Raw genomic sequence first — 26,659 nt, forward strand, 5'->3', positions numbered from 1 at the left:
GCGACATCAGCGCGCCCGCGGGAGACGCGACCGCGCGGGCCACGGCGGCGGTCACGAGCAGTGCCCGCTCGGGGCCTCGTCCGCCCCCGACGCGCAGTGCGACGACGCCGACCTCGGCACGCCCAGGCCGGGGTTGCGGTCGAAGAACCCGACCGGCTTGAGCGTGAAGCCGGCGTAGTCGACCGGCATCACCGGCCAGTCCTCCGGCCGCGGGAAGTGCGTCAGCCCGAAGGTGTGCCACAGGACGACGTCGGTGTCGGTCAGCGGCGCGTCGTCGGCGACGAACGCCGGGAGGCCGGCCGAGCCGGGGTGCTGGTTGACGAAGTCGCCGGCCGCGTACTTCTCCGCCGGGTCGTACTGCGTGACCCACAGGTGCTTGGTGGAGAAGGTGGCCCGGGCGTGCACCGACGAGGACTCGTCGGCCAGCAGCACCGGACCGCCCTCGGGGTGCAGCGCGTAGCCGACCGGCTGGCCCAGCCGGTTCCTCCTCGACTCGTTGACCACGTGCCACACCCGGCCGACGGTGCCGTCGGCCAGCCGCGCGGCCTCCGCCTCGGAGGTCAGCGGCGTCATCCGGCGGGTGAACGCGTTGCCGTACGGGTTGACCTCGCTGACCGGCTGCCGGACGGCGTCGACCTCGTAGACGGTGTTGTCGACGCCGTCGACGGCCATGTCCAGCCGCGCGGAGAACAGGTGCTGGTGGTACGGCGCGCCCAGGCCGGGGGCGATCTCGGTGGCGTACGGGTGCTCCTCACCGCGGTAGGCGGAGGTGAACACGATGCCGGTGGCCTTGCTCTCCAGCTGGATCGTGCCGTCGAGGTAGAGGTACCAGTAGAAGCCGTAGTCGTAGTTGCCGATGGTGGTGAAGAAGCTGATCACCAGCCGGCGCTGGCGCCGTGTCTCGGCCATCCCGTTGAACATGTCGGTGTGCTTCCAGAGGACGCCGTAGTCCTCCTCGTGCATGCAGACGGCGTTGCGGATCGTGCGCGGGGCGCCGTCCTCGTCGGCGATCGTGGCGTCGAAGTAGCGGATCTCGCCGAGGCAGTCGCAGCCGAGCTCCAGGGAGTTGGTGTAGCGGGCGAAGAGGTACTCGCCGGTGTCGAAGTAGTTCTGCCAGAACCGCACCGGCGAGGGGTCGGCGTAGGGCACCACCATCTCCGAGATCGAGGCGCGGTGGATGACCGAGCGGCCGTCGATGGAGAGCTGGTTGAGGATCAGCCCCTCGCGCATGTCGAAGCCGATGCGGAAGCGCCAGCCGGCCCAGGTGACCTCGTCGTCGTCGACGGTGAAGCTCGGCCCCTCCGGCTGGACGATCTCGATCGGCTTGAGGTCGCGGACCGGCGCGGGGTGCACGTCGGGGGTGAGGTCGGCGCGCTCGGCGGGCACCGCCAGGTCGAAGTGGTCCTGCACCGCCGTCGCCACGCCGCGGGTGATGTCGACGAACGCGACCACGCCGTCGACCGGGTGGGCCCAGGGCAGGTCGGCCTCGTCGGCCTGGTGGAAGCCGAGCACGCGGACGATCCGGTGGCCTCGCTCGTCGGCGAAGTAGGACCCGGCCGACAGGGGCACGGCGCGGACGTCGGCCACGTCGAGCCCCCGCTTCGCCATCGCCGCGACCCAGCGCTCGTCGGCAGCGAGGATCGGCTCGATCGACTCGAACTCGGCGTCGAGGATCGGCACCTGCCCGTCGGCGACGGCGTCGAGCTCGACGTCCCGGACGACGGTGCCGGCGGTCAGCGAGACGGTGACGTCGTGGCCGGCGCCGGTGGCGCGGTCGAGCAGCAGCGCGCGGACCCGGCGCTCGACGGCGTCGCCCGGCCGCCAGGCCAGCACCTGCGTCTTGTGCGGCTCCTCGAGCCCGACGTAGACGAACTTGCTGGACTCGGCGCAGAGGCCGGCGGCGCGGACGATCGCCGTCGCGGCGGTGATCTCCTCGCCCGTCAGCCGGGCGAGCGGGTGGGTGGTCGTACCGGTTGTGACGGCGGTCATGGTCACGTGCCTACTCCTGGGGGTGCGGAAGCGGAAGGGCTCCGGTCGGGGCTCGGATCGGCGCCGCCCACGTGACGGGGAGCACGTCCGCCGTCCGGCCGCGCGGGTGTCGGCCTGCTGGGGGCATCGGCTAGACAGTTCCCATGACCGAGCTGACGACGGCGACAGGCGGGGGCTGGCTGGCCCGCGAGGAGATGGACGCGGCGCGCGAGCGGCTGCCGATCCTGTACGTCGACGTGGTGCCCGTGCGGGTGGACGAGCAGGGCACCGTGACGGCGATCGGGCTGCTGCTGCGCGCCGGTGAGGACGGGCAGATCAAGCGGGCGCTGGTGTCGGGGCGGGTGCTGTACCACGAGCGGGTGCGGGCGGCGCTGCTGCGGCACCTGGAGAAGGACCTCGGCCCGCTCGCGCTGCCGCGGGTCCCGCCCGCGCCGCAGCCGTTCACCGTCGCCGAGTACTTCCCGACGCCGGGGGTGACGCCGTTCCACGACCCGCGCCAGCACGCGGTGTCGCTGGCCTACGTGGTGCCGGTCGAGGGGGACTGCTCGCCGCAGCAGGACGCGCTGGAGCTGACCTGGTTCTCGCCGCTGGAGGCGCGCGATCCTGCGGTGCTGGCCGAGCTGACCAACGGGCAGAGCACCCTGCTGCTGCAGGCGCTGGCGCACCTCGGGGTCTGACCGGCCACCGGCCCGGGGCCGTGGCGGCGCCCCGGCTCGGCGCGGGAGGTGACCCGCACCACAGGAAATCCGCAGGTCAGCCACCCGCCCGGGTGAGATTAGCGGTCCGCCCTCCGGTTCCGCACCTCCGCGCGTCGATGTGATCTTGTGATCACTCACCTGACGACGGTCGAGGACGGTCTCGGTGCCCTGCACCCGGAGGGCGAGGCCGGCGAGACCTTCACCCTCGGCGTCCTGGCCCGCGCGGTGCCCGTGCTGCCCGGCGCCGGCAGCTGCGAGGAGCTCGACCGGGTCTTCGGGCAGGCGCGCGACGCCGGGTGCGCGGTCATCGCCCACCCCGACGTCGACGGCGTGGTCGGGCTGGTCGAGCGCAGCCGCTTCGAGGCGCTGATGAGCGGGGCCTACGGCTACGGCCGCTCGCTGTACGGGCGCCGGCGGCTGTCCGACGTCGCCCAGTGGGACGCGCTGACCCTGCCGGCGACGACGACGGTCATCGAGGCGTCCAGCCGGGCGATCACCCGGGACCCGGAGCACGTGCAGGACCACGTCCTCGTGCTGGGCGCCGACGGCGTGCGGGCCGTCCCGATGCCCGTGCTGCTCTCCGCGCTGGCCCGCGCGCTCGCCGGCCAGGCGCTGCGCGACCCGCTCACCGGCCTGGCCAACCGGCACGCGTTCTTCGGCCGGGTCGAGGAGTCCTGCCGGCGCAGCGCCACCCAGCCCGGGCACCAGACCGCCGTCGTCTACTTCGACCTGGACGGGTTCAAGTCGGTCAACGACGACCTCGGGCACGACCGCGGGGACGCGCTCCTGCGCGACGTGGCGGCCGCGCTGACCGAGGCCGCCCGGCCGGTGGACCTGGTCGCGCGCCTCGGTGGCGACGAGTTCGCCGCGTGCCTCGACATCGACACCTCCCTGGCCCGCCGCGACGGGGCACCCGACACCGACATCGCCCGCTCGATCGCCGTCCGCATGCACCGGGCCGTGGCCGCGATCAGCCGGGACGACGGCGTCGCGCAGCGGGTGCGGGTCAGCGCCGGGCTCGCGGTGAGCGCCGGCGGCTCCGTGGACCCGGGTGAGCTCGTCCGGGCGGCGGACCTGGCCATGTACACGGGCAAGCGCAACGGCGGGGACCACGTCAGCGGCCCGGTCCTGGTGACGACGGCGGTGGACGCCGATCCGCTCGCGGGTACCAGCGTGTCCCAGGCCGTGGAACGCGGGGAGTTCCTGCTGCTCTACCAGCCGATCGTGCGGCTGGCCGACGGCCGGCTGGGCAGCGTGGAGGCGCTGGTCCGCTGGCAGCACCCGCGCCTGGGCCTGCTGGCGCCCGACGCCTTCCTCGCCTCGGCCGCCCGGTCGGGTCAGCTCACCGCCCTCGACGACTGGGTGCTGCGCACCGCGACGCGGGAGTTCGCTGCCTGGCAGGGGGAACGTGGCCCGGAGGCGGGCTGCGTCGCGCTGAACGTCAACGTGAGCACCGACCGGCTGCTCACCCCGGGCCTGGGCACGGTGCTCTCCGACGCCACAGGTGCCGCCGGCCTCGACCCGGCGCTGGTGCGGGTGGAGGTGCCGGAGTCGCTGCTGGTCGACCAGCTGCACGCCGCGGTAGAACCGCTCGAGCAGCTGCGCGCCGCCGGCTACAAGGTCACGTTCGACGACGTCGGTGCCGGCGGGACGTCGCTGCGCCACCTGCGCGAGGTGCGCGCCGACGGCCTGAAGATCGACCGCTCGTACGTGCAGGGCATCCTCACCGACGACCGCGACCGGGCCCTGGTGCAGCTGCTCGTCGACTTCGCCGGCGGCGCCGGGCTGGTGGTCACCGCCGAGGGGGTCGAGACCGAGGGGCACCGCGCGGCGCTGCAGGCCATGGGCTGCGACTACGCGCAGGGCTGGCTGTTCTCCCGGCCGGCCCCGCTGAACGAGCTGGGGACGCGCTTCCCGTCGTCGTGACCGGGCCCCGCCCGCGTGCGGGCGGCACGCGGGCGGGGAGGCGAGGCCGCTGTCCCGTGGGCCCCGACAGACCGGGCCGGCTCAGAAGCTGGACCGGGGCACCCCCATGCCCGGGTCGATGCGGGTCGGGCCCGACGCCGCGGGCTCCACGTCGAAGTCGAAGATGCCGGTGGGCAGGTAGACCGTCGAGCACGAGTTCGGGATGTCGACGACCCCGGAGAGCCGGCCCTCGATCGGTGCGGCCCCCAGGATCATGTAGCCCTGCTCCGGCGTGTAGCCGAACTTGGTCAGGTAGTCGATCGCGTGCAGGCAGGCGCGCTGGTAGGAGAGGTGCGAGTCCAGGTAGCGCTGCTCGTCGTCCAGGGTCACCGACGTGCCGGAGAACGCCAGCCAGCGCTCGTACCGCGGGTCGACGTTGCCGGGCAGGAAGATGGCGTTCTCGCTGACGCCGTAGGTCTCCATGCCGCCCTTGATGACGTCGACGTGCAGGTCGATGAAGCCGCCCATCTCGATCGCGCCGCAGAAGGTGATCTCGCCGTCGCCCTGGCTGAAGTGCAGGTCACCGAGCGAGAGCTTCGCGCCGTCGACGAACACCGGGTAGAAGATCCGGCTGCCCTTGGTGAGGTTCTTGATGTCCTGGTTGCCGCCGTTCTCCCGCGGCGGCGCGGTGCGCGCGGCCTCGCCGGCCACCCGGTCGTAGTCGGCGCCCTGGAGCGTGCCCAGGATGGCGTCCTGGGGGAGCGGGGGCAGCGCCAGCGGCGGCACCCGGTCGGGATCGGTGTCGATCAGCGCCTGCTCGCGGCGGTTCCAGCGGGCGAGCAGCTCGGCCGACGGCGCGGTGCCCATGAGCCCGGGGTGGACGATGCCGGTGAAGGAGACGCCCGGGATGTGCCGGGAGGTGGCGGTCTGCCCGGAGAAGTCCCAGATCGTCTTGTAGGCGTCGGGGAACTGGTCGGTGAGGAAGCCACCGCCGTTCTGCCTGGCGAAGATGCCGGTGTAGCCCCAGCCCTGGCCGGCGAGCGGCCCGGAGTCCTCCTGCGGGATCGGGCCGACGTCGAGGATGTCGACGATCAGCAGGTCACCCGGCTGCGCGCCCTCCACGTGGAAGGGCCCGCTCAGGCAGTGCACCGTCGACAGCGGCGCGTCGCGGATGTCGTCGGCGGAGTCGTCGTTGTGGATGGCGCCGTCGAACCACTCACGGCAGTCGACGCGGAAGGTGTCACCCGGGCGCACGGTGACGTTGGCCGGGATGTCGGGGTGCCAGCGGTTGTGCCCGACGTACTGCTGCTCGGTGAACTTCTTCGACGAGTCGAGGGGGTACACGACTTTCGGCACGGGGGACCTCCAGGTCACAGGTGGTGCGCGTCCGGGTGCGAGCGGGTGCGGCGTGCGGGATCGGCGTCACCGCCTCTCGTGGGCGGTGGGGGTCCCGGAGCGGGGGGACGGCGGCACGTCGCCCTCCCGCAGCTCCGGCGCGGGCGCCGTCGCCTCGGTGGCCGCCGGTTCGCGCAGCCGCGGGGCGAGCGCCAGCGACGCCAGGCAGATGACGGCGAGGGCGACCGCCGACTCGGTGAGGTAGTCGCCCCAGACGCCGGTGAGCAGCAGGAACGCGGGGACGGCGGCGGTGAACACACCGGCGACGACGGCCACGAGGCCGGTGAACCGGGTCCACTCCTCGCGCTTGAGCCCGAGGACGACCCAGAACAGCGCCCACAGGACCGCCCAGTAGAGCCAGATCACGCCGAACGCAGGGTCGTCCAGGCGCCCGAAGTTGAGCCCGGCGTAGACCAGGGCGCAGCAGGCGACGAACGCGGAGAACCAGCCGAGCCCGGTGCCGTCCAGGTCGCCCAGCAGGTTGAACCCGACGTAGAGGTAGGTGAAGCCGAACAGGTACAGGCCCGAGGCGGCGAGGATCGTGTCGGGGTCACCGCCGGAGGTGACGATCAGGAAGGTCGGCGTGAGCACCTGCAGCCCGCCGACGAAGAAGTTCAGCGGCGCGGCCGCGCGGGCGTCCACCCACCCGAGCAGCATCAGCCCGTTCAGGATCAGCACGGCCCCGACGTAGAGCAGTCCGACGCTGGCCATGAGGACGTCCCTTCATCGCTGGGAGGCGGAGCGGTCTGCTCGTTCCGGTGGGCGACGCCCGGCTCAGGGCCGGGGCAGGCGGCGGAGCGCGGGGTTGGCGGCGACCGGGGGGCGGCGGGTCGGGCGCGGGCCGGGGGAGGACACCACCTCGGGTTCGTCGCGGGTCCGCTCGGTCCGGTCGATCAGGGCGCGCCGCGTGGGGTCGCCGAAGGAGATGCGCGGCGGGGTGAAGACCCGCACCGCGGCGGATCCGCAGGTGGGGCAGCAGGTGGTCGGCTCGGCGGTGCCGATCGGGAGCGAGCGCTCCGTCAGCCCGTGGTCGTCGCATCGGTACACGTAGGAAGCCATCGCCGTCCTCGTCACTCGCGGTGTTCGAGCAGGCGACCCACGCTCTCGGGGGCCGGAGGACCGGTCAAGGCCTCCGGCGATCCAGCGGCAAGCGAGTTCGTTCCGGTACGCGAGAGCTCGCGCGCGCCCTCACGCAATGTGCGGTCCCGCGCGAGCTCTGCCTCTGAGTGCCGTGGCACTCAGAGGCAGAGCGGCCGCGGACCTGCTGTCGTCCCCGGTCGCTATACCTGGACGGGGACCGGCTCGGGCTCCGGACGTACGGCGCTCCGCTGCACCGATGCCGCGTGCGCCGCGCCGGCGGCGACCACGAGGGCGGCTGCCACGGCGGGGGCGGCGAGCGCGGTACCCGCGCCCAGCGCATCGGCGAGCACGCCGGTGAGCGCGGAGGCGACCGCCTGGCCGACGACGACGGCGGACCCGAGCATCGTCATGGTGGTCGCCGAGCGGCCGGCCGGGCTCAGCGCCGCGGCAAGGCTGTACAGGGTGACCAGCGTCGGCCCGACGCCGCAGCCGAGCACCGCGAGGGCGGCCACGAGCGCCGGCACCGACCCGGCGCACGCGTAGGCGATCGCGCCGGCGAGCAGCAGCGACCCGAAGGCGAGCCACCGCGCCCGCAGCGAGAAGCGCACCGGCAGGGCCGCGGTGCCGAGCGCGAGCACGGCCGACCCGATGCCCATGACGCCGTAGAGCAGGCCGGCGCTGTCGCCGTCGCCGTCGACCGCCAGGAAGCCGGTGAGCGAGGTCAGGGTGGCGCCGAAGAACAGGCCGACGCCGAGGGTGCCGACGACGACGGTGAGCAGCGGGAAGCGGGTGAGCTCGCGGACGGGCGCCCGCGCGGCCGCCGTCGGGTCCGTGCCGGGGTGCAGCCGGCCGGTGGGGTGCAGGGCGAACGCGGTGACGAACACGAACGTCAGCGCCGAGGCGCCGGCGATGGCGACCCACGGGGCGATCGCGGTGGCGAGCAGCCCGACGAGGAAGGGGCCGACGATGAAGACCATCTCGTCGGCGGCGGACTCGTAGGCCATCGTGCCGTTGACCACCCGCTCGCGGCGGTCGTGGTGCACCGACCGGCGGATGATCGCCATGAGCCGGGTGCGTGACATGGGGGCGATCTGCGGTGCGGAGGCGCCGATGAGGACCGACAGCGCCAGCAGCGCGGCGTCGGCCGCGGTGCTCGCGACGACCAGCGGGAAGACGCCCAGCAGGCTCGCGTTCACCAGGCCCACCGGGACGAGCACCCGGCGCTGCCCGAAGCGGTCGACCGCGGCACCGAGCAGGGGGCCGGCGAGTGCGGTGCCCAGGCCGGCGCAGGCGGAGTTGAGGCCGCCGAGGGTCACCGAGCCGCGCTCGGCGACGACGAGGGTGAGGACGCCGACGACCATCATCGCGAACGGCAGCCGCGCGATGAACGCGAGCGGGAAGTAGGAGAGACCGGCGGAGCGGAGCACCGCGGAGTCGGTGGGGCGCGTGTGGAACATGACCTCTGCTGGGCGGATCGGGCGTGCCGCCTTGATCCGCCGGCGGGGCCGGCAGCAGGTAGTTACACACGGGGCGTTCTGGAACCCGTCAACCCTAGCGCGCCGGCGGGACGGTCGACTTGCGACGCGTCGCCCGATCAGGTGGCCGTCGGGCGCTACTTCCAGCGGTCGATGAACTCGACCGTCGCGGCGTTCACCACCTCGGGGTGGGTGGCGCTGAGGAAGTGCTGGCCGCCCTCGACGACGCGGAGTTCGGCGCCGGCGCTGTTGACGAAGAGTTCGATCTCGGCCTGGGCGTTCGCGACCGAGTAGACCCGGTCCGCGGTGCCGTGCATCCACAGGACGGGGCACCGGACGCCGTCCAGCCGGCCGTGCAGGCCGTCCCGGTCACGCAGGTTGATGCTGCTGATCCGGAGCCGCTGCCGTCCGGCGTCGCCGGCGTAGTTCTCCTGGTGCTCCCGGTGCCAGAACGCGCGTTCGTCGGCCGGGACGTCGTCGCCCATGCCCTCCGCGAGGGTGGCGTCGACGAGCTCGACCGGGACGGTCCAGTCGTTCCCGACGGGCTCGGCGAGCGCGTCGATGGCGGGGGTGCAGAACGCGACCCCGTCCCAGCACCCCAGTTCGCGGCTGCGCTGGCTCTCGAAGTCCATCGAGGTGCCGAGCGGGACGATGCCCCTGATGGTGTCGGGAGCGAGCATGGCCATGCGTGCCGCGACCCAGCCGCCCTGGGAGGTTCCCAGCACGAATGCCTGCGGGATGCCGAGCGCCTCGAGCACCTGCAGCCCGGCGACGGCCGTGTCCCAGTAGGTGAACTGCCGGTACGAGGCGCGGGTGGCACCGTGCCCGTAGGGCTCGATGGCGAGCAGGTTGGCGGTGGCGGAGAGCTGCTCGTCCGCGAACTGGGGCCGGTACAGCTCGACGGAGGTGGTGAAGGAGTTGACCATCACCAGCGTCGGGAGTGACGCGTCGTACGCACTGCCGAGCCGGTAGCCGATGGTCGAGCCACCGAGGTGGGGGATCTGGATCGTCTCCGTGCCGCTCATGGTCTCCCTCACGGTCATCGCAGGCCGCCCGGCGGGGTCGGCGGTCCGGCCATCGTGGCGTCCGGCTCCCGGGGGGTCAATCGCCGCCGGGCTCGGTGTCACGCGGGAAGCGGCGGGGCGCCGGCGAGCTCGGCGATGGGGGCGGACCACGCGTCGGGTGCCGTCCAGACGAAGCTGTGCGCGCCGGGGACGCTGCGGAACCGGCCGTCCCTCGCCCGGGTGCTGAGCTCGCGCGCCCAGGCCTCGGTGCAGAGGCGGTCGCGGTCGCCGTGGAGGACGAGCACGGGGCAGTCGACCCGCTGGATCGTGTCCTCCAGGCGGTCGGCGAGGTGGGCGGCCAGGGTGTGCCGGACCCGCCGCAGCCCGGCACGGCGCCGGTCGGGGGTGTGCTGGACGTCGAGCTCCGGAGGCTCGAGCTCGTGGTTGCGCCGCCAGGCGAGCAGGACCCGGCGCATGCTGCGGTAGGCCGGGTCGACGGTCGGGCTGGCGAGCACCAGCGCGCGCACCCGCCCGGGTTCGCGAGCCGCGACGTGGGCGGCGACCTGCGTGCCGCTGGAGTGCCCGACGAGCACCGGGTGCTCGGGCCCGCCCGCGGCGAGCCAGGAGGCGACCGCGTCGGCGTGCTGGGCGACGTCCATCGGGTGCGGCGGCTCGCCGCTGCCGGAGAAGCCGGGCAGCTCGACGAGGTGGGCGCGGGTCCAGGCGCCGAGTGCCTCGACGGCGGGCTGCAGGTAGTTGGCGACGGCGAGGCCCGGGACGACGACGACCTCCGCGACACCGGGGCGAGCCGTGCCGGTCACGCGGCTGCGCAGCACGCCCCACGGGGTGGGGCGGTGCTGCAGCTCGACGGCCGGCGGCACGGTCTACCGGGAACGGCGGTCGGCGGTCATGGTCGGGACGCTAACGGCGGAGCGCCCGGCTCGCGCTGCGGGTGGGGCGCGGCGCTGGTTGAGTGGCCGGTGGCGGTGAGCCGCCGCCGTCTGTCCTCGTACCTGGGAGTTCGCGATGTTCAGGAAGAAGACCGCAGCGGGAACCTCGAAGAGGTCGATGGCGCAGGCGCTGGGCGCCGTCGGGGCGGCGTTCGGGGCGATGAGCGTCCTGGCGCCGCGGGCGGTGGCGAACAGCTACGGCGTGCCGGTGACGCCGTCGGGCCTGCAGCTGCAGCGGCTGTTCGGCAGCCGGGCGCTGGTGGTATCCGCGCTGGCGCTGACCGCGAAGACCGACGAGGAGGTCGACCGCGGGCTGGCCGCCGTGGCGGCGATGAACCTGCTCGACACGCTGACTGCGCTCGCGGCGGCGGGCCAGGCGGGTGGCCGGACCACGACGCGGGCGATCACCAGCTCGCTGGCCTACGGCGCGGCGGCGCTGTGGATCCGCTCGCTGAAGGACTGACCCACCCCGCCACCTATCGCCGGTCGCGGGGGCAGCCGCTGCCGTAGATCCCTCCTTCGAGCTATCCAGCACCGCCCGGTGCGCGCCGAGGTCCTCCAGGAAGAGGTCTCGACGACGGATCGGGTGACGCATGAGGGACACGGCAGGCCGATCGGCCGGCAGGGGGTACCGCGGGATCGCGGTCCTGGCGGCCGCGGCACTGGGATTCGGGGGCACGGCCGCCATCGGCACGCTCGCCTCCGCGGCACCGGCGGTGCCGGTCCTCGAGGACTTCGGCCCGGCCGGCGACGGGCTCACCCGCCTCGTCGTCACGCTGGACGGCGGGGTCACGGCCGAGCAGGTGACGCTGCTGGACGCCCACCCGGCGATCGCGTCGGCGCAGTCGCTGTTCGACGGCTCCGCGCTGGTCGCCGGGAAGGACCTCGTTCCCTCCGTCGTCACCGACCTGCTGGCCGGCGCGCAGGTGCAGCTCTCGGAGCCCGGCGAGGTGTTCGGCGAGTCGGTCTCCGACCCGTACTGGAGCACCTACGGCTGGAACCTCAGCAACACCGGCTCGAACTTCCACGGGCAGAGCGGGGTGGCCGAGGCCGACGTCTCCGCGCCGGAGGGCTGGCGGGCCGGCACCGGCCGGGGGCTCACCGTCGCCGTCCTGGACAGCGGGTTCGCGGCCGGCCACCCCGACCTGCAGGGCGCGCTGTGGACCAACCCCGATCAGCCCTGCGGCACCGGTGACACCGACGCCAACGGCAAGCCGGGCGACTGCCACGGCTGGAACTTCTACACGAACTCCGCCGACGTCACGAACGCCGGGCTGGACAACTCGCACGGCACCACGGTGGCCGGAGCCGTCGGCGCCCGCGCCGGGAACGGCCAGGGCACCGCGGGTGTGGCGCCGGACGTCTCGATCATGCCGCTGGTCATCGGCGCCGGGCGGAGCGTCGACCTCTACCTCGGCGCGCAGGCGATCCGCTACGCGGCGGACAACGGCGCCGACGTCATCAACGCCTCCTGGGGCGGCCCCGGGGGCGCGGCGATCCTGACCGAGGCGATCGACTACGCCAACAGCAGGGGCGTCGTCGTCGTGGTGGCGGCCGGCAACGACAGCGCCAACCGCGACACCTCGCCGGTGTACCCGGCGAGCATCAACCGGCCCAACGTCATCACCGTGGGCGCCAGCACGGCCGCCGACACGGTCAGCGACTTCTCCGCCTACGGGGCGGGCACGGTGGAGCTGTTCGCCCCCGGGACGCTCGTGTTCTCCACGACGCCCGACGGCTGGTACAAGCTCGTGAGCGGCACCTCGATCGCGGCGCCGCAGGTGGCCGCGGCAGCAGCGCTCTACAAGGGGCTGGACCGCGAGGCGTCCGCACCCGAGGTGGTGCAGCGGCTGCTCGCCGACGTCGAGCCCCTGCCGGCCTTTGCCGGCAGGTCGGTGACCGGCGGCCGGCTGTCGCTGACGAAGTTCGGGGAGACAGCGGCGCCGGTGCGGTACCGCTTCACGAACATGACCGCGATGGCCGGGACGGTGACCCCGCAGGTCGTCGCCAGCGGTTCGGTGCCGGGCGGTGCCTACGAGGCGCGGATCTCGCTGGGCATGGAGCACGGCGGCGACGTCCTGGCGCTGACGCAGCACGCGATCACGTTGAACGGCCAGACGGCGACGACCGACGACGCCGGCGAGGCCCGCTTCTCCCTGGGGAACCGGGAGGGGCTGGGCTCGCTGGTGCTGACGCCGAGCACCGAGCTGCAGGACGGCCGGTACGTGCTGGTGGTCCAGCTGGCCAAGGACGGCGAGGCGCTCGGCATGGCCTACGCCGCCCCGCTGCTGGTCGGCGAGGAGGCGCAGCGCAGCGCCGACCCGGCGCCCGAGCCGTCCCCGGGGACACCGGTTCCGCCGTCCGGCGGGAGCACGCCGGCGCCGTCGGTCGGCAGCCCGGCGCCCGGTGGCTCGGCTCCCGCGCCGGGGACCTCCCCGACGCCGGCTCCCACGTACCCGACCGCTCCGGCGCCGTCTCTTCCGGGTGCTCCGGCGCCGTCGGCACCGGCTCCGTCCGTCGGCGCACCGGCGCCCGGTGGTTCGGCTCCTGCGCCGGGGACCTCGCCGACGCCGGCCCCCGCCCCGTCGTCGCCCGTGGTGGACGGCGGCCGGACCCCGGACGGCGGCGGCACTGCGCCGACCACGCCGCGTCCCGGCAGCGAGACGCCGTCGTCGCCGGCCCCCTCGGCCCCGGCACCGTCGGCCCCTGCTCCGTCATCGCCGGCTCCCTCGGCTCCTGCTCCTGCGCCGGCGGCACCGCAGCCGGCCACGGGCGGGGAGAAGCAGTACCCGTCGGTGGGGGCGTACCGCATCACCTCGATCTCGCCGTCGGTGGTGAGCGCGTCCGGTGGCACCCGGGTGCGGATCAGCGGTTCGGGCTTCCAGTCCGGGGTGCTGGTGCGCGTGGGGAGCAGCACGGCGGTGCGGATCGTCGGCCTCAGCGGCACGGAGATCGTCTTCGAGTCGCCGAAGCTGGTGGCGGGCGTCTACGACGTCCACGTCTTCGCGCCGGACCGCTCGTCGACGGTGCTCGGCGGCGGGCTGACCCTGGTGACGGCGACCTCGTCGCCGGCCCCGACGGCGCCGGCCCCGACGGCGCCCAGCCCGACGGCGCCCAGCCCGACGGCGCCCGCACCGTCGGCCCCGGGCACCGAGCCGGGGGTGGCCGCACCGGGCGGCACCCCGCCGGCCGGTGGGTCCGACGGCACGGTCCGCGGCCCGCGCGGGGAGCGGCTCCTGCCGTCCGCCCGGTTCAGCGCGCTGGCCCGCTCGATCTGGACCGTCGACTGCAGCAGCGGTTGCGGCGGGTTGAGCATCTGAGGTGAGCGAGGGCAGCCCCGCGACGACTCCGGTCGTGGCGGGGCTGCCGCGTTTCCGGTGCCGGTCCTCGGCGTCACAGCATCCGAGCCCAGTCGTCGGCCAGGCTCATGCCGTAGCGGTGCCCGGCGCCGGGCGGGTGGTCGAGGGCCGTGACGAGGCTGGCGGTCACCTGCCAGAACGTCACCGCCGGCAGCCACGGCAGGTCACCGCGCGGGGCCAGCACCAGGCCGGGGTGCCATTCCGGGATGGGGTCGTCCTCGTTGCGGACGTCGGTGCACCTGGATACCGGGGACGAGCCCGCCGATCCCGGCCGCCCGGCCAGCAGGCAGCCGTCGACGCCGCCGACCTCGGTCACCGCCGCGGCCGCGGCGGTCGCACCCAGGCTCTCCCCGAAGATCAGCAGCCGCGGTCGCTCGCCGGCGGGCAGGGTCGCCAGCTGGGCCCGGACCGCATCCAGGAGGGCCGTCGCCGACCTCTCCGCCCGGTCGGTGCCGAGCAGGTACTCCACCCAGCTCGGGCGCTGCGCGTACTGCACGGTCGCGGTCGCGAGGTCCCCGCCGGTCAGCTCCTCCACCGCGGCGATCGCGTCCTCGTCCACCCAGCCCGATCCCGTGGGGACGGCGATCACGACCGTCGTGCGCGTCAGCCCGCCGGCGCCGATCAGCTCCTCGACGGCCAGCCGGGCCCGCGTCTCGTCGGTCGGCGCGTCGGCCAGGTCGATCCGCACGCGGACGGGTGTTCCGGCCGGCACGTCGGGCGCCGACGCGACGACCGGCACCCAGGCGGGCGCCGCGGCAGGTGCGGGCGGGGGCGCTGCCCCGCACCCGGCCACCACGAGCACCGCCGCCATGCCCACCGCCAGGCCGGCCGACCGGGCCCGCCCGTGGAGCACGTTCCGCACCCCCGCGACGACGGCTCCCACCAGCCGTGCCGCGCACCACCACGTCGCGGCGGTCAGCAGGCCGGCCAGCAGCCGCACCCACAGCGGCGGTTCCAGCATCCACGGGGTGACGACGCAGACGATGCCGGCCGAGGTGGCGACCACCGTCGCCACGGGATGCCGCCTCACGCCGTCGCCCCGTCCCGTGCCCCGGTCACCACGGCGGCGATCGCGGCGAGCACCGCCGAGCCCGGGTGGAAGTAGCCGTCGTGCCGCCGGACGTCGTCGGCCGGGATCAGCCGCGCCCCGAACTCCGGTGCCGCCGGGTCCGTACCGTGCCCGAGGTCGCCGACCGCCAGGTGCGGCACGAACCGGATCCAGTCCTCGGCGCCGCGCGCCGCGAACACCCGCGCGGACGTGCGCAGCCCGGTGACGTCGCGCGCCCGCGCGCCCGGGCTCGCGAGCAGCACCACGTCGTCGGCGGCCAGCTCCGATGCCGCCAGCGCGACGATGACGGCGCCGTAGCTGTGCCCGATCACCGTGACGTGCGGCGCCGTCCCCGACCGAAACCGGAGTTCCGCGACGGCGTCGACCAGAGCCGGCGCGGCCCCCCGCGCCAGCCGGCCGGTCGCCGCGTCGACGCCCGGGCCCCGCGGTGACTCGTAGCCGACCCACAGGACGACGGCGGTTCGCGGGCCGGCGGCCGATGCCAGCGACCGGGCCCACCCCCACGGCCGGCGCAGCGGATCGGCGGGGTCGTGCAGGGTGGCCAGATCGGTGTCGGCGCCGGGCACGAGCACCGCGACGGAGTCCGCCGTGGCCGGGTCGCCGAGCGCGACCACCGCACGTCCGCGGCCGGCCGGGTCGCAGCCGAGCACGCGCACCGCGGCGTCGGAACCGGCGGTGAGGCGAGCGGACAGCTCGTCGGCGCAGCGGCGGTCGAGGCCGACCGGGGACCCACCGGAGGAGGCCCGCGGCTGGGCGAGCAGCGACAGGCTGCCGACCAGGGACAACAGCCCGACGAGGAGGGCGAACAGCGGGATGCGCATGCCGTCCGATCGAAGCTTCGCGAAGGAGCGCCGTCGTCACGCTGCGGAGCCGTCCTGGCGCGCTACCGGCGTCCGACGCCGGCGGTGCGTGCTACTCCGGTAGGGGGCGCACCTGCCCTTCCGGAGGGACGCGGGAGGGCGTTCTCCGTGGCTAGGCTCGCAGCGCGATGAAGCCGACCACCCTGCGCCGCATGACCGCCACCGGCGCCTCCGGCGCGTGGTCGGCGGTGCTCGCGGCGGTCCGGCCGGAGCAGCCGGCGTGGTCGGCGCCGTGGTCGAGGCTCCCGCGGGCGGGCACGGTCGGTGCGGTGCTGTTCGGCCTGTACGGGCTGGTCGTGGCCATCGCGGTCTCGAGCGCGGTGCTCAACGAACGCGGCGGGCTGCTCGGCGGGGTGGCCTTCCTCTACCTGCTGCCGGCGGCCCTCGGGCTCGCCGTCGCGCCCCGCCGTCCGCTCGACGGGTGGCTGGCCGTCACCTGCTGGCTCGTCGTCCTGCGGTTGCTCGTCCCGGCGCCGCCGGAGCGGCTGCCGGTGGTCGAGGTCTGGCACTGGCTGTTCTGGCTGCCGGTGCTGCTGCTCGCCGCGTGGGCCGCCCGCGGCCGCGCGCTACTCGGCGTCGCCCTGGTCTCGGTGGTCGCGCTGCTCCTGTTCGGGATCATCGACGCGGAGGCGGTGGACGCCGGGTCGTGGTCGACGGCGCTGGTGGGGGTGGCGATCCCGCTGGTGCTGGGCGGGGCGCTCGGGGCCCGGCAGCGGGCCCGCGCCGCGCTGGCCGGCGAGCAGGAGCGGGCCGAGGAGGCGCTGGCGCGGCAGGGTGCGCTGGCCGAGCGGGCGCGCATCGCCCGGGAGATGCACGACGTGGTCGCCCACCACATGTCGCTCATCGCCGTCCGCGCCGAGACCGCGCCGTATCGGCTGGACGAGGTGACCCCGTCGGTGCGCACCGAGTTCGCCGAGGTGGCGAGCGCGGCGCGGCAGTCGCTGGCGGAGATGCAGAATCTGCTCGGTGTGCTGCGCTCCGACGACGGCGCCGAGCGGGCGCCCCAGCCCGGCCTGGGTGACCTCGAGGAGCTGCTGCGCGCGGCGCGGGCCGCCGGCGCCGAGCTGCAGTGGGAGCTGCACCTGCCGGAGGCGCCCGCGGCGCTGGGGCTGTCGGCGTACCGGATCGTCCAGCAGGCGCTGGCCAACGCCGCCCAGCACGCGCCGGGTGCGCCCGTGCGGGTGCGCGTCGCCGGGGAAGGCGGGGTGCTGCGGATAGAGGTGGTCAACGGCCGGGGAGCGGCGACGCCGGTCGCGTCGGGCGGGGGGAGCGGTCTGCCCGGCATGCGGGAGCGCGCGGCGGTGCACGGCGGCACGGTGGAGGCGGGCCCGACGGCCGACGGCGGCTTCCGCCTCGTCGCCGAGCTGCCGCTGGCCGCGGGGGTGGACGCGTGATCGGGGTGCTCGTCGTCGACGACCAGTCGATGGTGCGGGATGGGTTCGCCGCGCTGCTGGCCGCCCAGCCGGACATCGAGGTGCTCGGCACCGCCGGCGACGGGCAGGCCGGCGTGGAGCTGACGACCGAGCTGACCGCTCGGGGGCACGGTCCGGACATCGTGCTCATGGACGTGCGGATGCCCCGGCTGGACGGCATCGAGGCGACCCGCGCCCTGCTCGGGGGTGCGCTGGACCCGGCGCCGCGCGTGCTGGTGCTGACCACCTTCGACCTCGACGACTACGTCTACGCGGCGCTGCGAGCGGGGGCGAGCGGCTTCCTGCTCAAGCACGCGCCGGCCGCGGAGCTGCTGCACGCCGTGCGGGTGGTGGCGGCGGGGGAGTCGCTGCTGGCGCCCGAGGTGACGCGCCGGCTGATCGCGCACTACCTCGCCACGGGACCCGCGCCCGGGAACGACCGGCGGCCGGCGCAGCTGGAGGCGCTGACGCCGCGGGAGACCGAGGTGCTGGCGCTGGTGGGCCGGGGCCTGTCGAACCGGGAGATCGCCGAGGCGCTGTTCGTCGTCGAGCAGACGGCGAAGACGCACGTGAGCCGGGTCTTCGCCAAGCTCGGCCTGCGCGACCGGGCCCAGGCCGTGGTGCTCGCCTACGAGACCGGGCTGGTCCGTCCGGGCGGGTGACCTCGGGCCGGCGCGCGCTCGGTGGTCGCGCCGGCCGCCGTCCTCAGGCCCATCTCGGGAACGCGCAGGTGGTGGATCACCAGCGGACCGTGCGCCGCTACCGGCGGTCGGTCCGACCTGATCGACGGTGACGCGTCCCCGCCCTGGCTCGCCTGCCGGTGTCCGCGGCCCGCTACGCCGGCGTCGGCCGGGACGGTTCCGGGGGGAGGTCGACGCCGCGGCAGTCGCGCAGGTAGGCCTCCCAGTCCCAGCCGGCCAGGAACCCGCGGGCGGCCCGCTCGCCGGCCGCGACCAGCCGGGCCCGCTCGGCCGGGTCGATGTCGAACTCGGTGAGCCCGGTGCCGACGGTGCCGATCGAGAAGGCGCGGCGGCGGACGCAGGGGGAGGCCAGGTAGGTGCGGTCCCGGCCGGTGACCGTGGTGGCGACCAGGGAGTCCAGCAGCCGCAGCGGGGGCGGCAGGTGCCGGACGCCGAACACCGAGACGTCCTCGTCGGCGAGCGTGTCGCCCACCCCCACGCCGAAGGTCGGCCAGCGGGGCGTGGCGGCGTCGGTGCGGTCGAAGATCTCGATCGGGAAGTTGGACAGCACCCCGCCGTCCACCAGGGTCGACCTCCGCCCGGTGCGCGGGTCCCGCAGGCTCCGGGGCGCGAAGAAGTAGGGGATCGCCAGGGACGCACGGACGGCGTCGGCCACCGGCTGGCGGTCGGGATCCAGGCCGAACTCGCGGTAGTCCCACGGCAGCCGCAGCAGCCGGCCCCGGGTGACGTCGGTCGCCGTCACCACCAGCCGGTAGCGCTGCCACGGCTCCAGCGCGGGGTCGTCGCCGGGGTCCTCGCGGCGCAGGTCCCCGAAGGTCACGACGCCGAGGTCGGCCAGCTCCCGGCGCACCCACTCGGTGATGTAGCGGCCCGGGTGCAGCCCCGACCGGAGCAGCAGCCCCGCCGCCGGCGCCAGCAGCGGCACCGGCGCCCAGGAGTCCGGGATGCGGTCATACTCCAGTCGGGCCTCTGCCGCCCGGATCCCGTCGGCGGAGAGCCCGGCGGCGAGGAACGCGGCCAGCACGGCGCCCGCCGAGGAGCCGGCCACCCGCTCGAACCGGTACCGGCCCAGCAGCTCGACGGCGGCGCCCGTGAGCGCGATGCCCTTGACGCCGCCGCCCTCGAGCACCAGGTCGGCCGGCAGGGGGCGCGGCGAGGTCATGCCTCACCGTAGGGGCGTCGCGCCTGGTCGGCGCTGCGGTCAGGACGAGCCCCGCGGGGAGCCTGGGCGCGGCGGCATGTCCGGACGGGCGTGCTTTCGGGCTACCGGGGCTCTCAGACCAGTTCGGGGACGCGCAGGTGGTGCAGCACGAGGTCGAACTCGGCGACGTCGGTGGCCGACATGCGCAGCCCGCGGCGGAACTCGTCGCGGATGTACGTGGCCCGCTGGCGGGAGGCCTCCATGGAGCGGCGGTCGGCGTAGACGGCGGTGAGCGCGTTGTCGCCGGTCTGCCGGTCGAGCATCAGGCTGAGGCTGCAGAAGCCGGGCATCTCGTCCATCCGCGGGACGAGGTCGGAGCGGAAGACGTGGAGGACCTTGTCGAGGGTGGTCGGGTCGACGCGGGACCAGGTGACCCGGGCGCAGGATTTCTCGCCCGCGGGGTGCAGCCGGTGCATCGCCACGATCTCCCACTCCCGCACCTCGGGCTTCTCGGCGCCCAGCTCGTCCGTCGCCTGCTCGCGCATCCGCTGGACCGCCTCGCGGGTCGCGGCCATCGCCTCCTCGGTCTCCCAGGCGGTGGTGACGATGCAGCGGCCGGAGCTCCGGTCGCACAGCATCGACAGCCCTACGTAGCCCTCCATGTCGCCCACGGCGGGCATGACGGTGTCGCGGACGTCGGCGATGCCGGCGTCCAGGCGGTTCGGGTCGGCGGTGATCGTGGTGCTGCGGGCGTACATGCGCACTTCCTTCCGCGGACAGGCGCGGCGCCCGGCGACGTCGCCGCGCGAGTCATCGTGCTCGGCTGCCCGGCGCTGTCAACGGGTTGGCGCGCGGCCGGCGTCCGTGGCGATGTCAGATGGACGGCATCGGTACCGAGCGGGCGGCGCTGATGGCGGGCTGGCTCCCATGGAGAAGGGACGGCGCGCTCAGGCGGAGCGCTTTCTCTTCCTCCGGGCGTGCGCCCAGATCGCGTGGTCCAGCTCGGTCGGCGAGACCTCCAGGCAGACCGCAGCCGCCTTGACCAACTGCTCCGCTGTCTTGGCGTCCACCATGCGACCGACGGCGGCGCTGACGAATCGGATGATCCAGGTGTCGGCCTTCACACCCGGTGCGCCGAGCAGCATCGCGAAGTACTTCCAGGTCACCGGTCCGAGTCCGGTGACGCTCGCCCAGGCCCGCGCCTGCGCCGGGTCTTCTGCATCTACCTGCTCGGCGTGGCGGACGCCGATCGCGACGAGGTTGCGGGCCGCCTCCACCATGGCGCTTGCCTTCGTGCGCTGCGCAGTCAGCTGCTGGTTGTCCAGCAGCGTGGCGAGCGCGACAGGGTCGGCCTTGGCGAGCCGCTCGAGGTCGTCGAGGACCCCGTCGTTGCCCGCGCGGTACAGCGTGATCCGACGGGGGATACCGGAAGCCTGCCTGCGCTCGTCGGCCGCGCGGCCGTAGGTGGCTCGGATCGACAGGACGGCGTCGATGAGGGCCGCCTCCACCTCACCGGGTCGACCTCCCGGCCAGGGTGTCCACGGCCTCGGGATCTCCGCCTGGATGTGGTCGACGAGCCGGGTCGTGTCCTCAGCCGCTGTCGTCATGGCGGGAGCATGACGGCTAGCGGTGACGAACTGCCGTATCCCGCCGTCGGATCGGCCTGTGCCGCTCGGAACAGCGCAAGCGTGGAAGTCTGCGCGCGTGCAGATGTGTGCGGTGCCCACGGAGGGGATGGCCCAGGCCCTACGTGCGGCAGCGGAATCGGCGGCAGCGGTATGAGCGCCGTCGACCTACGCGGCGACGTCGTCCCCGTCGAGCAGGCGCTGGATGCGGTGCCGACCGAGCCGGGCCTCTACGCCTGGTGGTCGATTCCCGGCGCGCTGCCGGGTGTCAGCGGTCCGGGGCATCCCGACGGCCAGCACGAACTCGTGTACGTCGGCCTCGCCCGCAGCAGTCCGTCGTCCCGGGCGACCTTGCGGAGCAGAGTCGTCGGCAACCACATCCGCGGGACGACGGGGCAGTCGACGTTGCGCCGATCACTTGCCTCCCTGCTCCACGAGCAGCAGGGGTGGCGGAGTCACTTCACCGACCGCCCCCTGCTGGTGCCCGAGGACGAGCTGGAGCTGAACGCCTGGATGCAGGAGCACCTGGCTCTCACCTGGGCGGTGCACGAGGAGCCCTGGACAGTGGAGGCGCGGGTGATCGACGAGCTGACGCCGCCGCTCAACCAGTCGGCCAACGCGGGGCACCCGCTGTACCGCCACGTTCGCGATGCTCGGCGGCGATGGCGGACGGCGGCACGTCAAGGCCCGAGCTGAGCCGGCGGCAGGCGGTCACCCGGGTGGGTGCATCGAGCGGCCGGCGCCTCTCCGGATGCAGTGCGGTGTCAACGGGTTCGCGCGCGGGGCCGTGCCTGTGGCGGCATCGTCGAGGCCACGCGGACGACGGCGACGGCGCGCGCCACGATCAGGCCGACGCACCGCCGTCCTGACCGGGAACAGCTAACGGGGGACGACGGTGATCGGACACCGTGAACCCGGGGCCCGGCTGAGCCGGGCATCGGCGGTGACGACGGCGCAGCCGAGGGCCTCGGCGAGGGTCACGTAGGACGCGTCGTACGCCGACATGTTGTCCCTGAGCTGCCAGATGCGCTCCAGCAGCGGGGCCACCGGATGGCGGACCACGCCGAGTCGGCGCCAGGTGTCCAACGCCGCCCATGCCCGTTCGTCGGTCACCGCCCCGGTGGCGACCTGTCGACGCATCCCGTTGACGATCTCGGAGTCGATGAGATGGGGGACGTGGAGCTGCTCGCCGGCCATCAGTTCCCGAGCCGGTCCGGCGTTGAGCAGTGCCGAGAGTGCGGCCGAGGCGTCGACCACGATCACCGGGCGGCGCGTCCGGACTGCACGCCCTCGACGATCGTGGCCGGGTCGACGTCCAGGTCCGGCAGCTCGCCGAGCAGCGAGGGGTTGTCCGCTCGACGCGAGGCCTCGGCCAGTTCACGTATCGCGAGAGCGCTGACGGAGAGACCGCTCCGCGCAGCGAGGCGCTCCAGGCGTTCCACCACGTCGTCCGGGACGTTGCGGAGGTAGAGCGTCTTCACGTCGCAGAATGCTAGCAACCTGCTTGCAGGATGCAAGCCTCACTCGAGGCTGGCCGGGCGTTGCGGCGGGCAGCAGTCCGCGGAGTTCGGGGCGCGGTGCGTCGGGCGAACAGACGGCCGGGAGGTCCGGGGCCGCCGGGACTCCGCGTCGTCCGTCCGGGTGACGGCTGGGTCTGCCGGGGCGGGAGCGCGGCTTTCGTGTCGGTGGCGTCCGTTACTCCTTCGCTGAGCCGGGGGCGTCCGGCAGGCTGCCGGCGACGGGGACACGGGGAGGCACGGGGCGATGCAGCGACTCGACGGACGGCTGGTGCTCAGCCCGACCGATCTGACGCACCACCAGGAGTGCCGGCACCTGACCCGGCTGGATCTCGGCGTGGCCGCGGGGGAGTGGGCCGCGCCGGACGCTCCGACGTCGGAGGAGGTGCAGTTCGTCTTCGACCGCGGGCTGGAGCACGAGCGGATGTACCTGGCGTCGCTGGTCGCGGCCGGTCGGACGGTCACCGAGATCGCGGCCGCCTCCGGTGCCGACGGCCGCCGGCAGGCCGAGGCCGCGACGGTCGAGGCGATGCGCAGCGGCGTGGACGTCGTCTACCAGGGGACCTTCTTCGACGGCGCCTGGGGCGGGCAGGCCGACTTCCTGCTCCGGGTCGAGGTGCCGTCGCTCTTCGGCGACTGGTCGTACGAGATCGCCGACACCAAGCTCGCCCGCAAGCTGAAGGTCGCCGCGCTGCTGCAGATGGCCACCTACGCCGAACGGCTCACCGTGCTGCAGGGCGTGGCACCGGAGCGGATCTCCGTCGTCACCGGGGACGGCGAGTCGCGGCCGTGGCGGCTGGTCGACGTCGCCGCGTACGCCCGCCGCGCCCGGGCCCGGCTGGAGGCCTTCGTCGCCGCGCCGCCTGCCACCATTCCCGCGCCGGTCGCCTACTGCGACCAGTGCCGGTGGGCGTCGCGCTGCGATGGCGAACTGCGGACGGCCGACGACCTCGGCCTGGTCGCGGGCATGCGCGGCGACCACCGCGATCTGCTCCGGGCGGTGGGCATCCCGACGCTGGCGGCGCTGGCCACCGCGTCACCGGAGCAGCTGAAGGCTTCTGGCATCGGCACCGACGCACGCACCCGGCTGCAGCAGCAGGCGGCCGAGCAGTTGAAGGAGCGGACGACGGGGGAGTCGTCGCGGACGCTGCTCGACCCGGTTGAGGGACTCGGGTTGCTCCGGCTGCCGCCGCCGAGCGCCGGCGACCTGTACCTGGACTTCGAGGGGGACCCCTGGTTCGAGGACGGTGCGGGCATCGAGTACCTCGCCGGCATCGGCGACCGCTCCGGCGGGTTCACCGCGCTGTGGGCGCACGACCGCCCGGCGGAGAAGCAGCTGGTCGCCGACCTCGTCGACCGGATCGTGTCCGCGGCGCAGGCCGACCCGGCGATGCACGTCTACCACTACGCGCCCTACGAGGTGACCGCGCTCAAGAAGCTGACCGGCGGCTACGGCGTCCGGGAGGCGGAGCTGGACCAGCTGCTGCGCGAGGAGCGGTTCGTCGACCTCTATCCCGTCGTCCGGCAGTCGATGCGGATCAGCAAGGAGTCGTACTCGATCAAGAAGATCGAGGCGTTCTACGGGCGGTCGCACGAGGGCGCGGTGGCCAGCGCGCTGGGCAGCGTCCTGGAGTACGAGGCGTGGCTGGAGGGCGGCGACCAGGCGCGGCTGGACGGCATCGAGGCCTACAACAAGGACGACGTCGACTCGACCCGCGAGCTGCACGACTGGCTGGAGCAGCAGCGCGCCGAGCTGGAGGCGCTGCACCGTCCGTTGCCCCGACCGGTGGTTGCTGTCGTGGCGCCGGACGCGAGGGTGACCCAGGCGCAGGCCGCCGAGCTGGAGCTGGCCGGTCGGCTGCACGACGCCGGGCACGAGCTGCTGGGTGACTTGGTCGGGTGGCACCGCCGCGAGGACCGGCCGGCGTGGTGGGAGGTCTACCGGCTGCAGGACCTCGACGCCGAGGAGCTGGAGCGGGACGGGACGGCGCTGGGCGGGCTGTCCTTCGTCCGGCACGTGGGATCGGAGAAGCGCAGCCAGCTGTACGAGTACGCGTTCCCGGTGCAGGACACGAAGGTGTCCGCCGGTGGGGACGTGCTGGACGTGGACACCGCCAAGCGGCTCGGCACGGTGGTGGAGCTCGACATCGCGACATGTCGACTCGTCCTCAAGACGACCGCGGCGGAGCCGCCGCACCCTCGGGGGCTGGGTCCGGGCGGGCCGCTGAACACCGCGGGCCTGCGCGCCGCCATCCAGGACACCGGCGACGACGTGCTGGCCGGCCGGGACTGCCTGGGGCAGGCGCTGGTTGAGCGCCGCGTTCCCGCGGGAACGCGGCTGCGCGAGGGCGAGACGACAACCCAGGCGATCGTGCGGCTCGGGCTGGCGCTGGACGGCGAGGTGCTGGCGATCCAGGGGCCGCCGGGGAGCGGGAAGACGACGGCCGCCGCGGCGCTGATCCGGGAGCTGCTGGACGCGGGGAAGAAGGTGGGCGTCACCGCGACGTCCCACGCGGTCATCGGCAACCTGCTCAAGGCGGTGGGGCGGCCGGCGCTGCAGAAATGCGAGGAGCACCAGCACTGCGGCGCGGACGGGGTGGCGTGGTCGAAGGACAACGCCTTCGTCGCCCGCGCGCTGGCGGACGGCGACGTGCGGCTGGTCGGCGGGACGGCGTGGTTCTGGACCCGGGCCGATGTGGTCGAGGCCGTGGACGTGCTCGTGGTCGACGAGGCAGGGCAGTTCTCGCTGGCCAACGCCGTCGCCGTGGCGCGGGGCGCGAAGTCGATGGTGCTGCTGGGTGACCCGCAGCAGCTGGCGCAGCCGACGCAGGCGGTGCACCCGGGCGGCTCCGGGGCCTCGGCGCTGGAGCACCTGCTCGACGGGCACGCGACCATCCCGGCCGACCGCGGGGTGTTCCTCGACCGCTCGTACCGGATGCACCCGTCGTTGACGGCGTTCGTCTCCGACCTGGCCTACGAGGGCCGGCTGGAGGCGGCGGCCGGCCGGGAGCGGGTCGCGGTGCTGGGGGAGGGGGTCCTCGCCGGCAGCGGGCTGCGGGTGCACCTCGTCGACCACGTCCTGACGGCGGCGGACAAGTGCCAGCAGGAGGCCGACGCCGTCGCGCGGCTGTGGCGGTCGGTGCAGGGCTCGACGTGGCGGAACCACCTGGGGGTGGAGGTGTCGATCGGGCCGGCGGACGTGCTCGTCGTGGCGCCGTACAACGCCCAGGTCGCGCTGATCAAGGCGGCGCTGCCGGACGGGGCGCGGGTCGGCACCGTGGACAAGTTCCAGGGCCAAGAGGCGCCGGTGGTCCTCTACTCGATGACCAGCACCAGCGCGGATGACGCACCCCGGGGCGTGTCGTTCCTCTACGACCTGAACCGGCTGAACGTGGCGGTGTCGCGGGCACAGGCGCTCGCCGTCGTGGTGCTGAGCCCGCTGCTGCTCGACGCGCCGGTGCGCACGCCGGAGCAGCTGCGGCGGGTCAACGCGCTGTGTCGGCTCGTGGAGTCGGCGACCGTCGTCTGATCCCGACCGCGGTGCGCGGGCTCGTGCGGGCCCGTGGTGTGATGCCAGTCAGGTGATGTGCGGGTCGGCGCTGGGGCCGGTCCGCACGTGAGGAAGGTGGGCTCGTGGCCGGTACCGGTGAGGTTCAGCTCGAGGTGGACGGCGGCGTCGCGATCGTGACGCTCAACGCGCCCGACCGGCGCAACGCGCTGACGCCCGGAATGGCCGACGAGCTGATCGCGACGTTCGACGAGGTCGACGCCAAGCCGGAGGTCGGTGCGCTGGTCATCCGCGGCGTCGGCAAGTCGTTCTGCGCCGGTGGCGACGTGGCGACGCTGACCTCGGCCGGCAAGGACCCGGCGGCGCCCGACGCCTACGAGGGCATGGGCAAGATCTACGACTCTTTCTACCGGCTCGGCCAGGTGAAGGTGCCCACCGTGGCGGCGGTGCGAGGCTCGGCGGTGGGTGCCGGCATGAACATGCTGCTGGCCACCGACCTGCGGATCATCGCCCGCGATGCGCGCCTGCTGGCCGGCTTCCTCAAGCGGGGCATGCACCCCGGTGGCGGGCACTTCGTGATCCTGTCGCGGCTGATCGGCCGCGAGGCGGCGGCGGCGATGGCGCTGTTCGGCGAGGAGATCAACGGGGCGAAGGCCGTGGAACTCGGGCTGGCCTGGGACGCGCCGGACGACGCCGCCGTCGAGGACCGAGCACGTGAGCTGGCGGCGCGCGTTGCGGCCGACCCGGAGCTGGCGCGCATCGCGGTGAGCAACTTCCGCAAGGAGGCCGTGACCGGCGCGATCCCGTGGGACGTCGCCATGCAGTCGGAGCGCCCGGCCCAGATGTGGTCGATGCGCCGCTCGGCTCAGTAGCCGGGCAGCCACCGCCGCAGTTCGCCGTCCACCGCGACGGTGGCGTTCAGCGAGCAGAGGACGCCGACCAGCTCGGCGGCCCCCCGCTGCAGTAGCAGG

At 74.3% G+C, this 26,659-nt stretch carries 23 protein-coding genes; 9 read left to right on the plus strand and 14 right to left on the minus strand.

The annotated features are described in order from the left end of the window. Positions 1–51 precede the first annotated feature (51 nt). Positions 52–1,989 (minus strand): primary-amine oxidase, encoded by a 1,938-nt coding sequence (locus ACI8AG_RS08265; protein WP_456596639.1) that lies wholly within the window; start codon positions 1,987–1,989, stop codon positions 52–54. Between the two features lie 143 nt (positions 1,990–2,132). Between ACI8AG_RS08265 and ACI8AG_RS08270 the strand changes: the two genes are divergently transcribed. Continuing rightward, complete coding sequence (locus ACI8AG_RS08270) at positions 2,133–2,666, plus strand: NUDIX hydrolase family protein (RefSeq protein ID WP_456596640.1); 534 nt, start codon at positions 2,133–2,135, stop codon at positions 2,664–2,666. A gap of 147 nt (positions 2,667–2,813) precedes the next feature. Beyond that, positions 2,814–4,613, plus strand: coding sequence for a putative bifunctional diguanylate cyclase/phosphodiesterase (locus tag ACI8AG_RS08275; protein WP_456596641.1), 1,800 nt, complete (start codon positions 2,814–2,816; stop codon positions 4,611–4,613). A gap of 81 nt (positions 4,614–4,694) precedes the next feature. On the opposite strand, the gene fmdA is transcribed toward ACI8AG_RS08275, so the two are convergent. From fmdA to ACI8AG_RS08305, 6 genes are all read right to left on the minus strand, one after another. Further along, complete coding sequence (fmdA, locus tag ACI8AG_RS08280) at positions 4,695–5,948, minus strand: formamidase (protein WP_456596642.1); 1,254 nt, start codon at positions 5,946–5,948, stop codon at positions 4,695–4,697. A gap of 66 nt (positions 5,949–6,014) precedes the next feature. Then, entirely contained in the window at positions 6,015–6,698 is a 684-nt protein-coding gene (locus tag ACI8AG_RS08285; RefSeq protein WP_456596643.1) for an AmiS/UreI family transporter, read from the minus strand. A gap of 63 nt (positions 6,699–6,761) precedes the next feature. Next, complete coding sequence (locus ACI8AG_RS08290) at positions 6,762–7,046, minus strand: FmdB family zinc ribbon protein (RefSeq protein WP_456596644.1); 285 nt, start codon at positions 7,044–7,046, stop codon at positions 6,762–6,764. Positions 7,047–7,267: 221 nt separating this feature from the next. Next, positions 7,268–8,524 carry an MFS transporter gene (locus tag ACI8AG_RS08295; RefSeq protein ID WP_456588478.1) on the minus strand — a complete coding sequence of 419 codons (1,257 nt, stop codon included), beginning with the start codon at positions 8,522–8,524 and terminating at the stop codon, positions 7,268–7,270. A 155-nt stretch (positions 8,525–8,679) separates the two neighbouring features. Further along, positions 8,680–9,567, minus strand: a complete 888-nt coding sequence (locus ACI8AG_RS08300; RefSeq protein ID WP_456596645.1) for an alpha/beta fold hydrolase — start codon at positions 9,565–9,567, stop codon at positions 8,680–8,682. A gap of 98 nt (positions 9,568–9,665) precedes the next feature. Beyond that, complete coding sequence (locus tag ACI8AG_RS08305; protein WP_456596646.1) at positions 9,666–10,427, minus strand: alpha/beta fold hydrolase; 762 nt, start codon at positions 10,425–10,427, stop codon at positions 9,666–9,668. Positions 10,428–10,572: 145 nt separating this feature from the next. Here ACI8AG_RS08305 and ACI8AG_RS08310 point away from each other — a divergent pair, with 145 nt between their 5' ends. Together ACI8AG_RS08310 and ACI8AG_RS08315 are read left to right on the plus strand one after the other, a co-directional pair. Then, positions 10,573–10,959, plus strand: a complete 387-nt coding sequence (locus tag ACI8AG_RS08310) for a hypothetical protein (RefSeq protein ID WP_456588481.1) — start codon at positions 10,573–10,575, stop codon at positions 10,957–10,959. A 130-nt stretch (positions 10,960–11,089) separates the two neighbouring features. Further along, on the plus strand, positions 11,090–13,816 hold the full coding sequence (locus tag ACI8AG_RS08315; protein ID WP_456596647.1) for a S8 family serine peptidase: 2,727 nt from the start codon (positions 11,090–11,092) through the stop codon (positions 13,814–13,816). Between the two features lie 73 nt (positions 13,817–13,889). Here the strand turns inward: ACI8AG_RS08315 and ACI8AG_RS08320 are convergent, their stop codons facing one another. Next, positions 13,890–14,885, minus strand: coding sequence for an alpha/beta-hydrolase family protein (locus tag ACI8AG_RS08320; RefSeq protein ID WP_456596648.1), 996 nt, complete (start codon positions 14,883–14,885; stop codon positions 13,890–13,892). Further along, positions 14,882–15,745 carry an alpha/beta hydrolase gene (locus ACI8AG_RS08325; protein ID WP_456596649.1) on the minus strand — a complete coding sequence of 288 codons (864 nt, stop codon included), beginning with the start codon at positions 15,743–15,745 and terminating at the stop codon, positions 14,882–14,884. The genes ACI8AG_RS08320 and ACI8AG_RS08325 overlap by 4 nt, the downstream gene beginning before the upstream one ends. Before the next feature lie 167 nt (positions 15,746–15,912). On the opposite strand from ACI8AG_RS08325, the gene ACI8AG_RS08330 reads away from it, so the two are divergent. Both ACI8AG_RS08330 and ACI8AG_RS08335 read left to right on the plus strand, forming a co-directional pair. Further along, positions 15,913–17,178, plus strand: a complete 1,266-nt coding sequence (locus ACI8AG_RS08330) for a histidine kinase (RefSeq protein ID WP_456596650.1) — start codon at positions 15,913–15,915, stop codon at positions 17,176–17,178. Further along, positions 17,175–17,858 carry a response regulator gene (locus ACI8AG_RS08335; RefSeq protein ID WP_456596651.1) on the plus strand — a complete coding sequence of 228 codons (684 nt, stop codon included), beginning with the start codon at positions 17,175–17,177 and terminating at the stop codon, positions 17,856–17,858. Before ACI8AG_RS08330 ends, ACI8AG_RS08335 begins: the two co-directional genes overlap by 4 nt. A 172-nt stretch (positions 17,859–18,030) precedes the next feature. On the opposite strand, the gene ACI8AG_RS08340 is transcribed toward ACI8AG_RS08335, so the two are convergent. The 3 genes from ACI8AG_RS08340 to ACI8AG_RS08350 form a co-directional block, all read right to left on the minus strand. Continuing rightward, complete coding sequence (locus ACI8AG_RS08340; protein WP_456596652.1) at positions 18,031–19,059, minus strand: patatin-like phospholipase family protein; 1,029 nt, start codon at positions 19,057–19,059, stop codon at positions 18,031–18,033. 113 nt (positions 19,060–19,172) lie between these two features. Next, complete coding sequence (locus tag ACI8AG_RS08345) at positions 19,173–19,796, minus strand: hypothetical protein (protein WP_456596653.1); 624 nt, start codon at positions 19,794–19,796, stop codon at positions 19,173–19,175. Between the two features lie 189 nt (positions 19,797–19,985). Then, positions 19,986–20,645, minus strand: a complete 660-nt coding sequence (locus tag ACI8AG_RS08350; RefSeq protein WP_456596654.1) for a hypothetical protein — start codon at positions 20,643–20,645, stop codon at positions 19,986–19,988. A 171-nt stretch (positions 20,646–20,816) separates the two neighbouring features. On the opposite strand from ACI8AG_RS08350, the gene ACI8AG_RS08355 reads away from it, so the two are divergent. Then, entirely contained in the window at positions 20,817–21,359 is a 543-nt protein-coding gene (locus tag ACI8AG_RS08355; RefSeq protein WP_456596655.1) for a GIY-YIG nuclease family protein, read from the plus strand. A 183-nt stretch (positions 21,360–21,542) separates the two neighbouring features. On the opposite strand, the gene ACI8AG_RS08360 is transcribed toward ACI8AG_RS08355, so the two are convergent. Further along, positions 21,543–21,926 (minus strand): type II toxin-antitoxin system VapC family toxin, encoded by a 384-nt coding sequence (locus ACI8AG_RS08360; RefSeq protein ID WP_456586032.1) that lies wholly within the window; start codon positions 21,924–21,926, stop codon positions 21,543–21,545. Continuing rightward, positions 21,923–22,144 (minus strand): FitA-like ribbon-helix-helix domain-containing protein, encoded by a 222-nt coding sequence (locus ACI8AG_RS08365; protein ID WP_456596656.1) that lies wholly within the window; start codon positions 22,142–22,144, stop codon positions 21,923–21,925. Before ACI8AG_RS08365 ends, ACI8AG_RS08360 begins: the two co-directional genes overlap by 4 nt. 283 nt (positions 22,145–22,427) lie before the next feature. Between ACI8AG_RS08365 and ACI8AG_RS08370 the strand changes: the two genes are divergently transcribed. Further along, positions 22,428–25,709, plus strand: a complete 3,282-nt coding sequence (locus ACI8AG_RS08370; RefSeq protein ID WP_456596657.1) for a TM0106 family RecB-like putative nuclease — start codon at positions 22,428–22,430, stop codon at positions 25,707–25,709. A 104-nt stretch (positions 25,710–25,813) separates the two neighbouring features. Further along, positions 25,814–26,560: an enoyl-CoA hydratase/isomerase family protein gene (locus tag ACI8AG_RS08375; RefSeq protein ID WP_456596658.1), complete on the plus strand. Its 747-nt coding sequence runs from the start codon at positions 25,814–25,816 to the stop codon at positions 26,558–26,560. Positions 26,561–26,659: the final 99 nt, after the last annotated feature.

Source organism: Blastococcus sp. SYSU DS0552 (genome assembly GCF_054050815.1).

Excerpts from the sequence above, each read along its gene's own strand:
- ACI8AG_RS08265 (WP_456596639.1), bottom strand. The coding sequence starts at position 1,989 with ATGACCGCCGTCACAACCGGTACGACCACCCACCCGCTCGCCCGGCTG.
- ACI8AG_RS08270 (WP_456596640.1), top strand. The coding sequence starts at position 2,133 with ATGACCGAGCTGACGACGGCGACAGGCGGGGGCTGGCTGGCCCGCGAG.
- ACI8AG_RS08285 (WP_456596643.1), bottom strand. The coding sequence starts at position 6,698 with ATGGCCAGCGTCGGACTGCTCTACGTCGGGGCCGTGCTGATCCTGAAC.
- ACI8AG_RS08290 (WP_456596644.1), bottom strand. The coding sequence starts at position 7,046 with ATGGCTTCCTACGTGTACCGATGCGACGACCACGGGCTGACGGAGCGC.
- ACI8AG_RS08295 (WP_456588478.1), bottom strand. The coding sequence starts at position 8,524 with ATGTTCCACACGCGCCCCACCGACTCCGCGGTGCTCCGCTCCGCCGGT.
- ACI8AG_RS08300 (WP_456596645.1), bottom strand. The coding sequence starts at position 9,567 with ATGAGCGGCACGGAGACGATCCAGATCCCCCACCTCGGTGGCTCGACC.
- ACI8AG_RS08310 (WP_456588481.1), top strand. The coding sequence starts at position 10,573 with ATGTTCAGGAAGAAGACCGCAGCGGGAACCTCGAAGAGGTCGATGGCG.
- ACI8AG_RS08315 (WP_456596647.1), top strand. The coding sequence starts at position 11,090 with ATGAGGGACACGGCAGGCCGATCGGCCGGCAGGGGGTACCGCGGGATC.
- ACI8AG_RS08325 (WP_456596649.1), bottom strand. The coding sequence starts at position 15,745 with ATGCGCATCCCGCTGTTCGCCCTCCTCGTCGGGCTGTTGTCCCTGGTC.
- ACI8AG_RS08330 (WP_456596650.1), top strand. The coding sequence starts at position 15,913 with ATGAAGCCGACCACCCTGCGCCGCATGACCGCCACCGGCGCCTCCGGC.
- ACI8AG_RS08340 (WP_456596652.1), bottom strand. The coding sequence starts at position 19,059 with ATGACCTCGCCGCGCCCCCTGCCGGCCGACCTGGTGCTCGAGGGCGGC.
- ACI8AG_RS08345 (WP_456596653.1), bottom strand. The coding sequence starts at position 19,796 with ATGTACGCCCGCAGCACCACGATCACCGCCGACCCGAACCGCCTGGAC.
- ACI8AG_RS08350 (WP_456596654.1), bottom strand. The coding sequence starts at position 20,645 with ATGACGACAGCGGCTGAGGACACGACCCGGCTCGTCGACCACATCCAG.
- ACI8AG_RS08355 (WP_456596655.1), top strand. The coding sequence starts at position 20,817 with ATGAGCGCCGTCGACCTACGCGGCGACGTCGTCCCCGTCGAGCAGGCG.
- ACI8AG_RS08370 (WP_456596657.1), top strand. The coding sequence starts at position 22,428 with ATGCAGCGACTCGACGGACGGCTGGTGCTCAGCCCGACCGATCTGACG.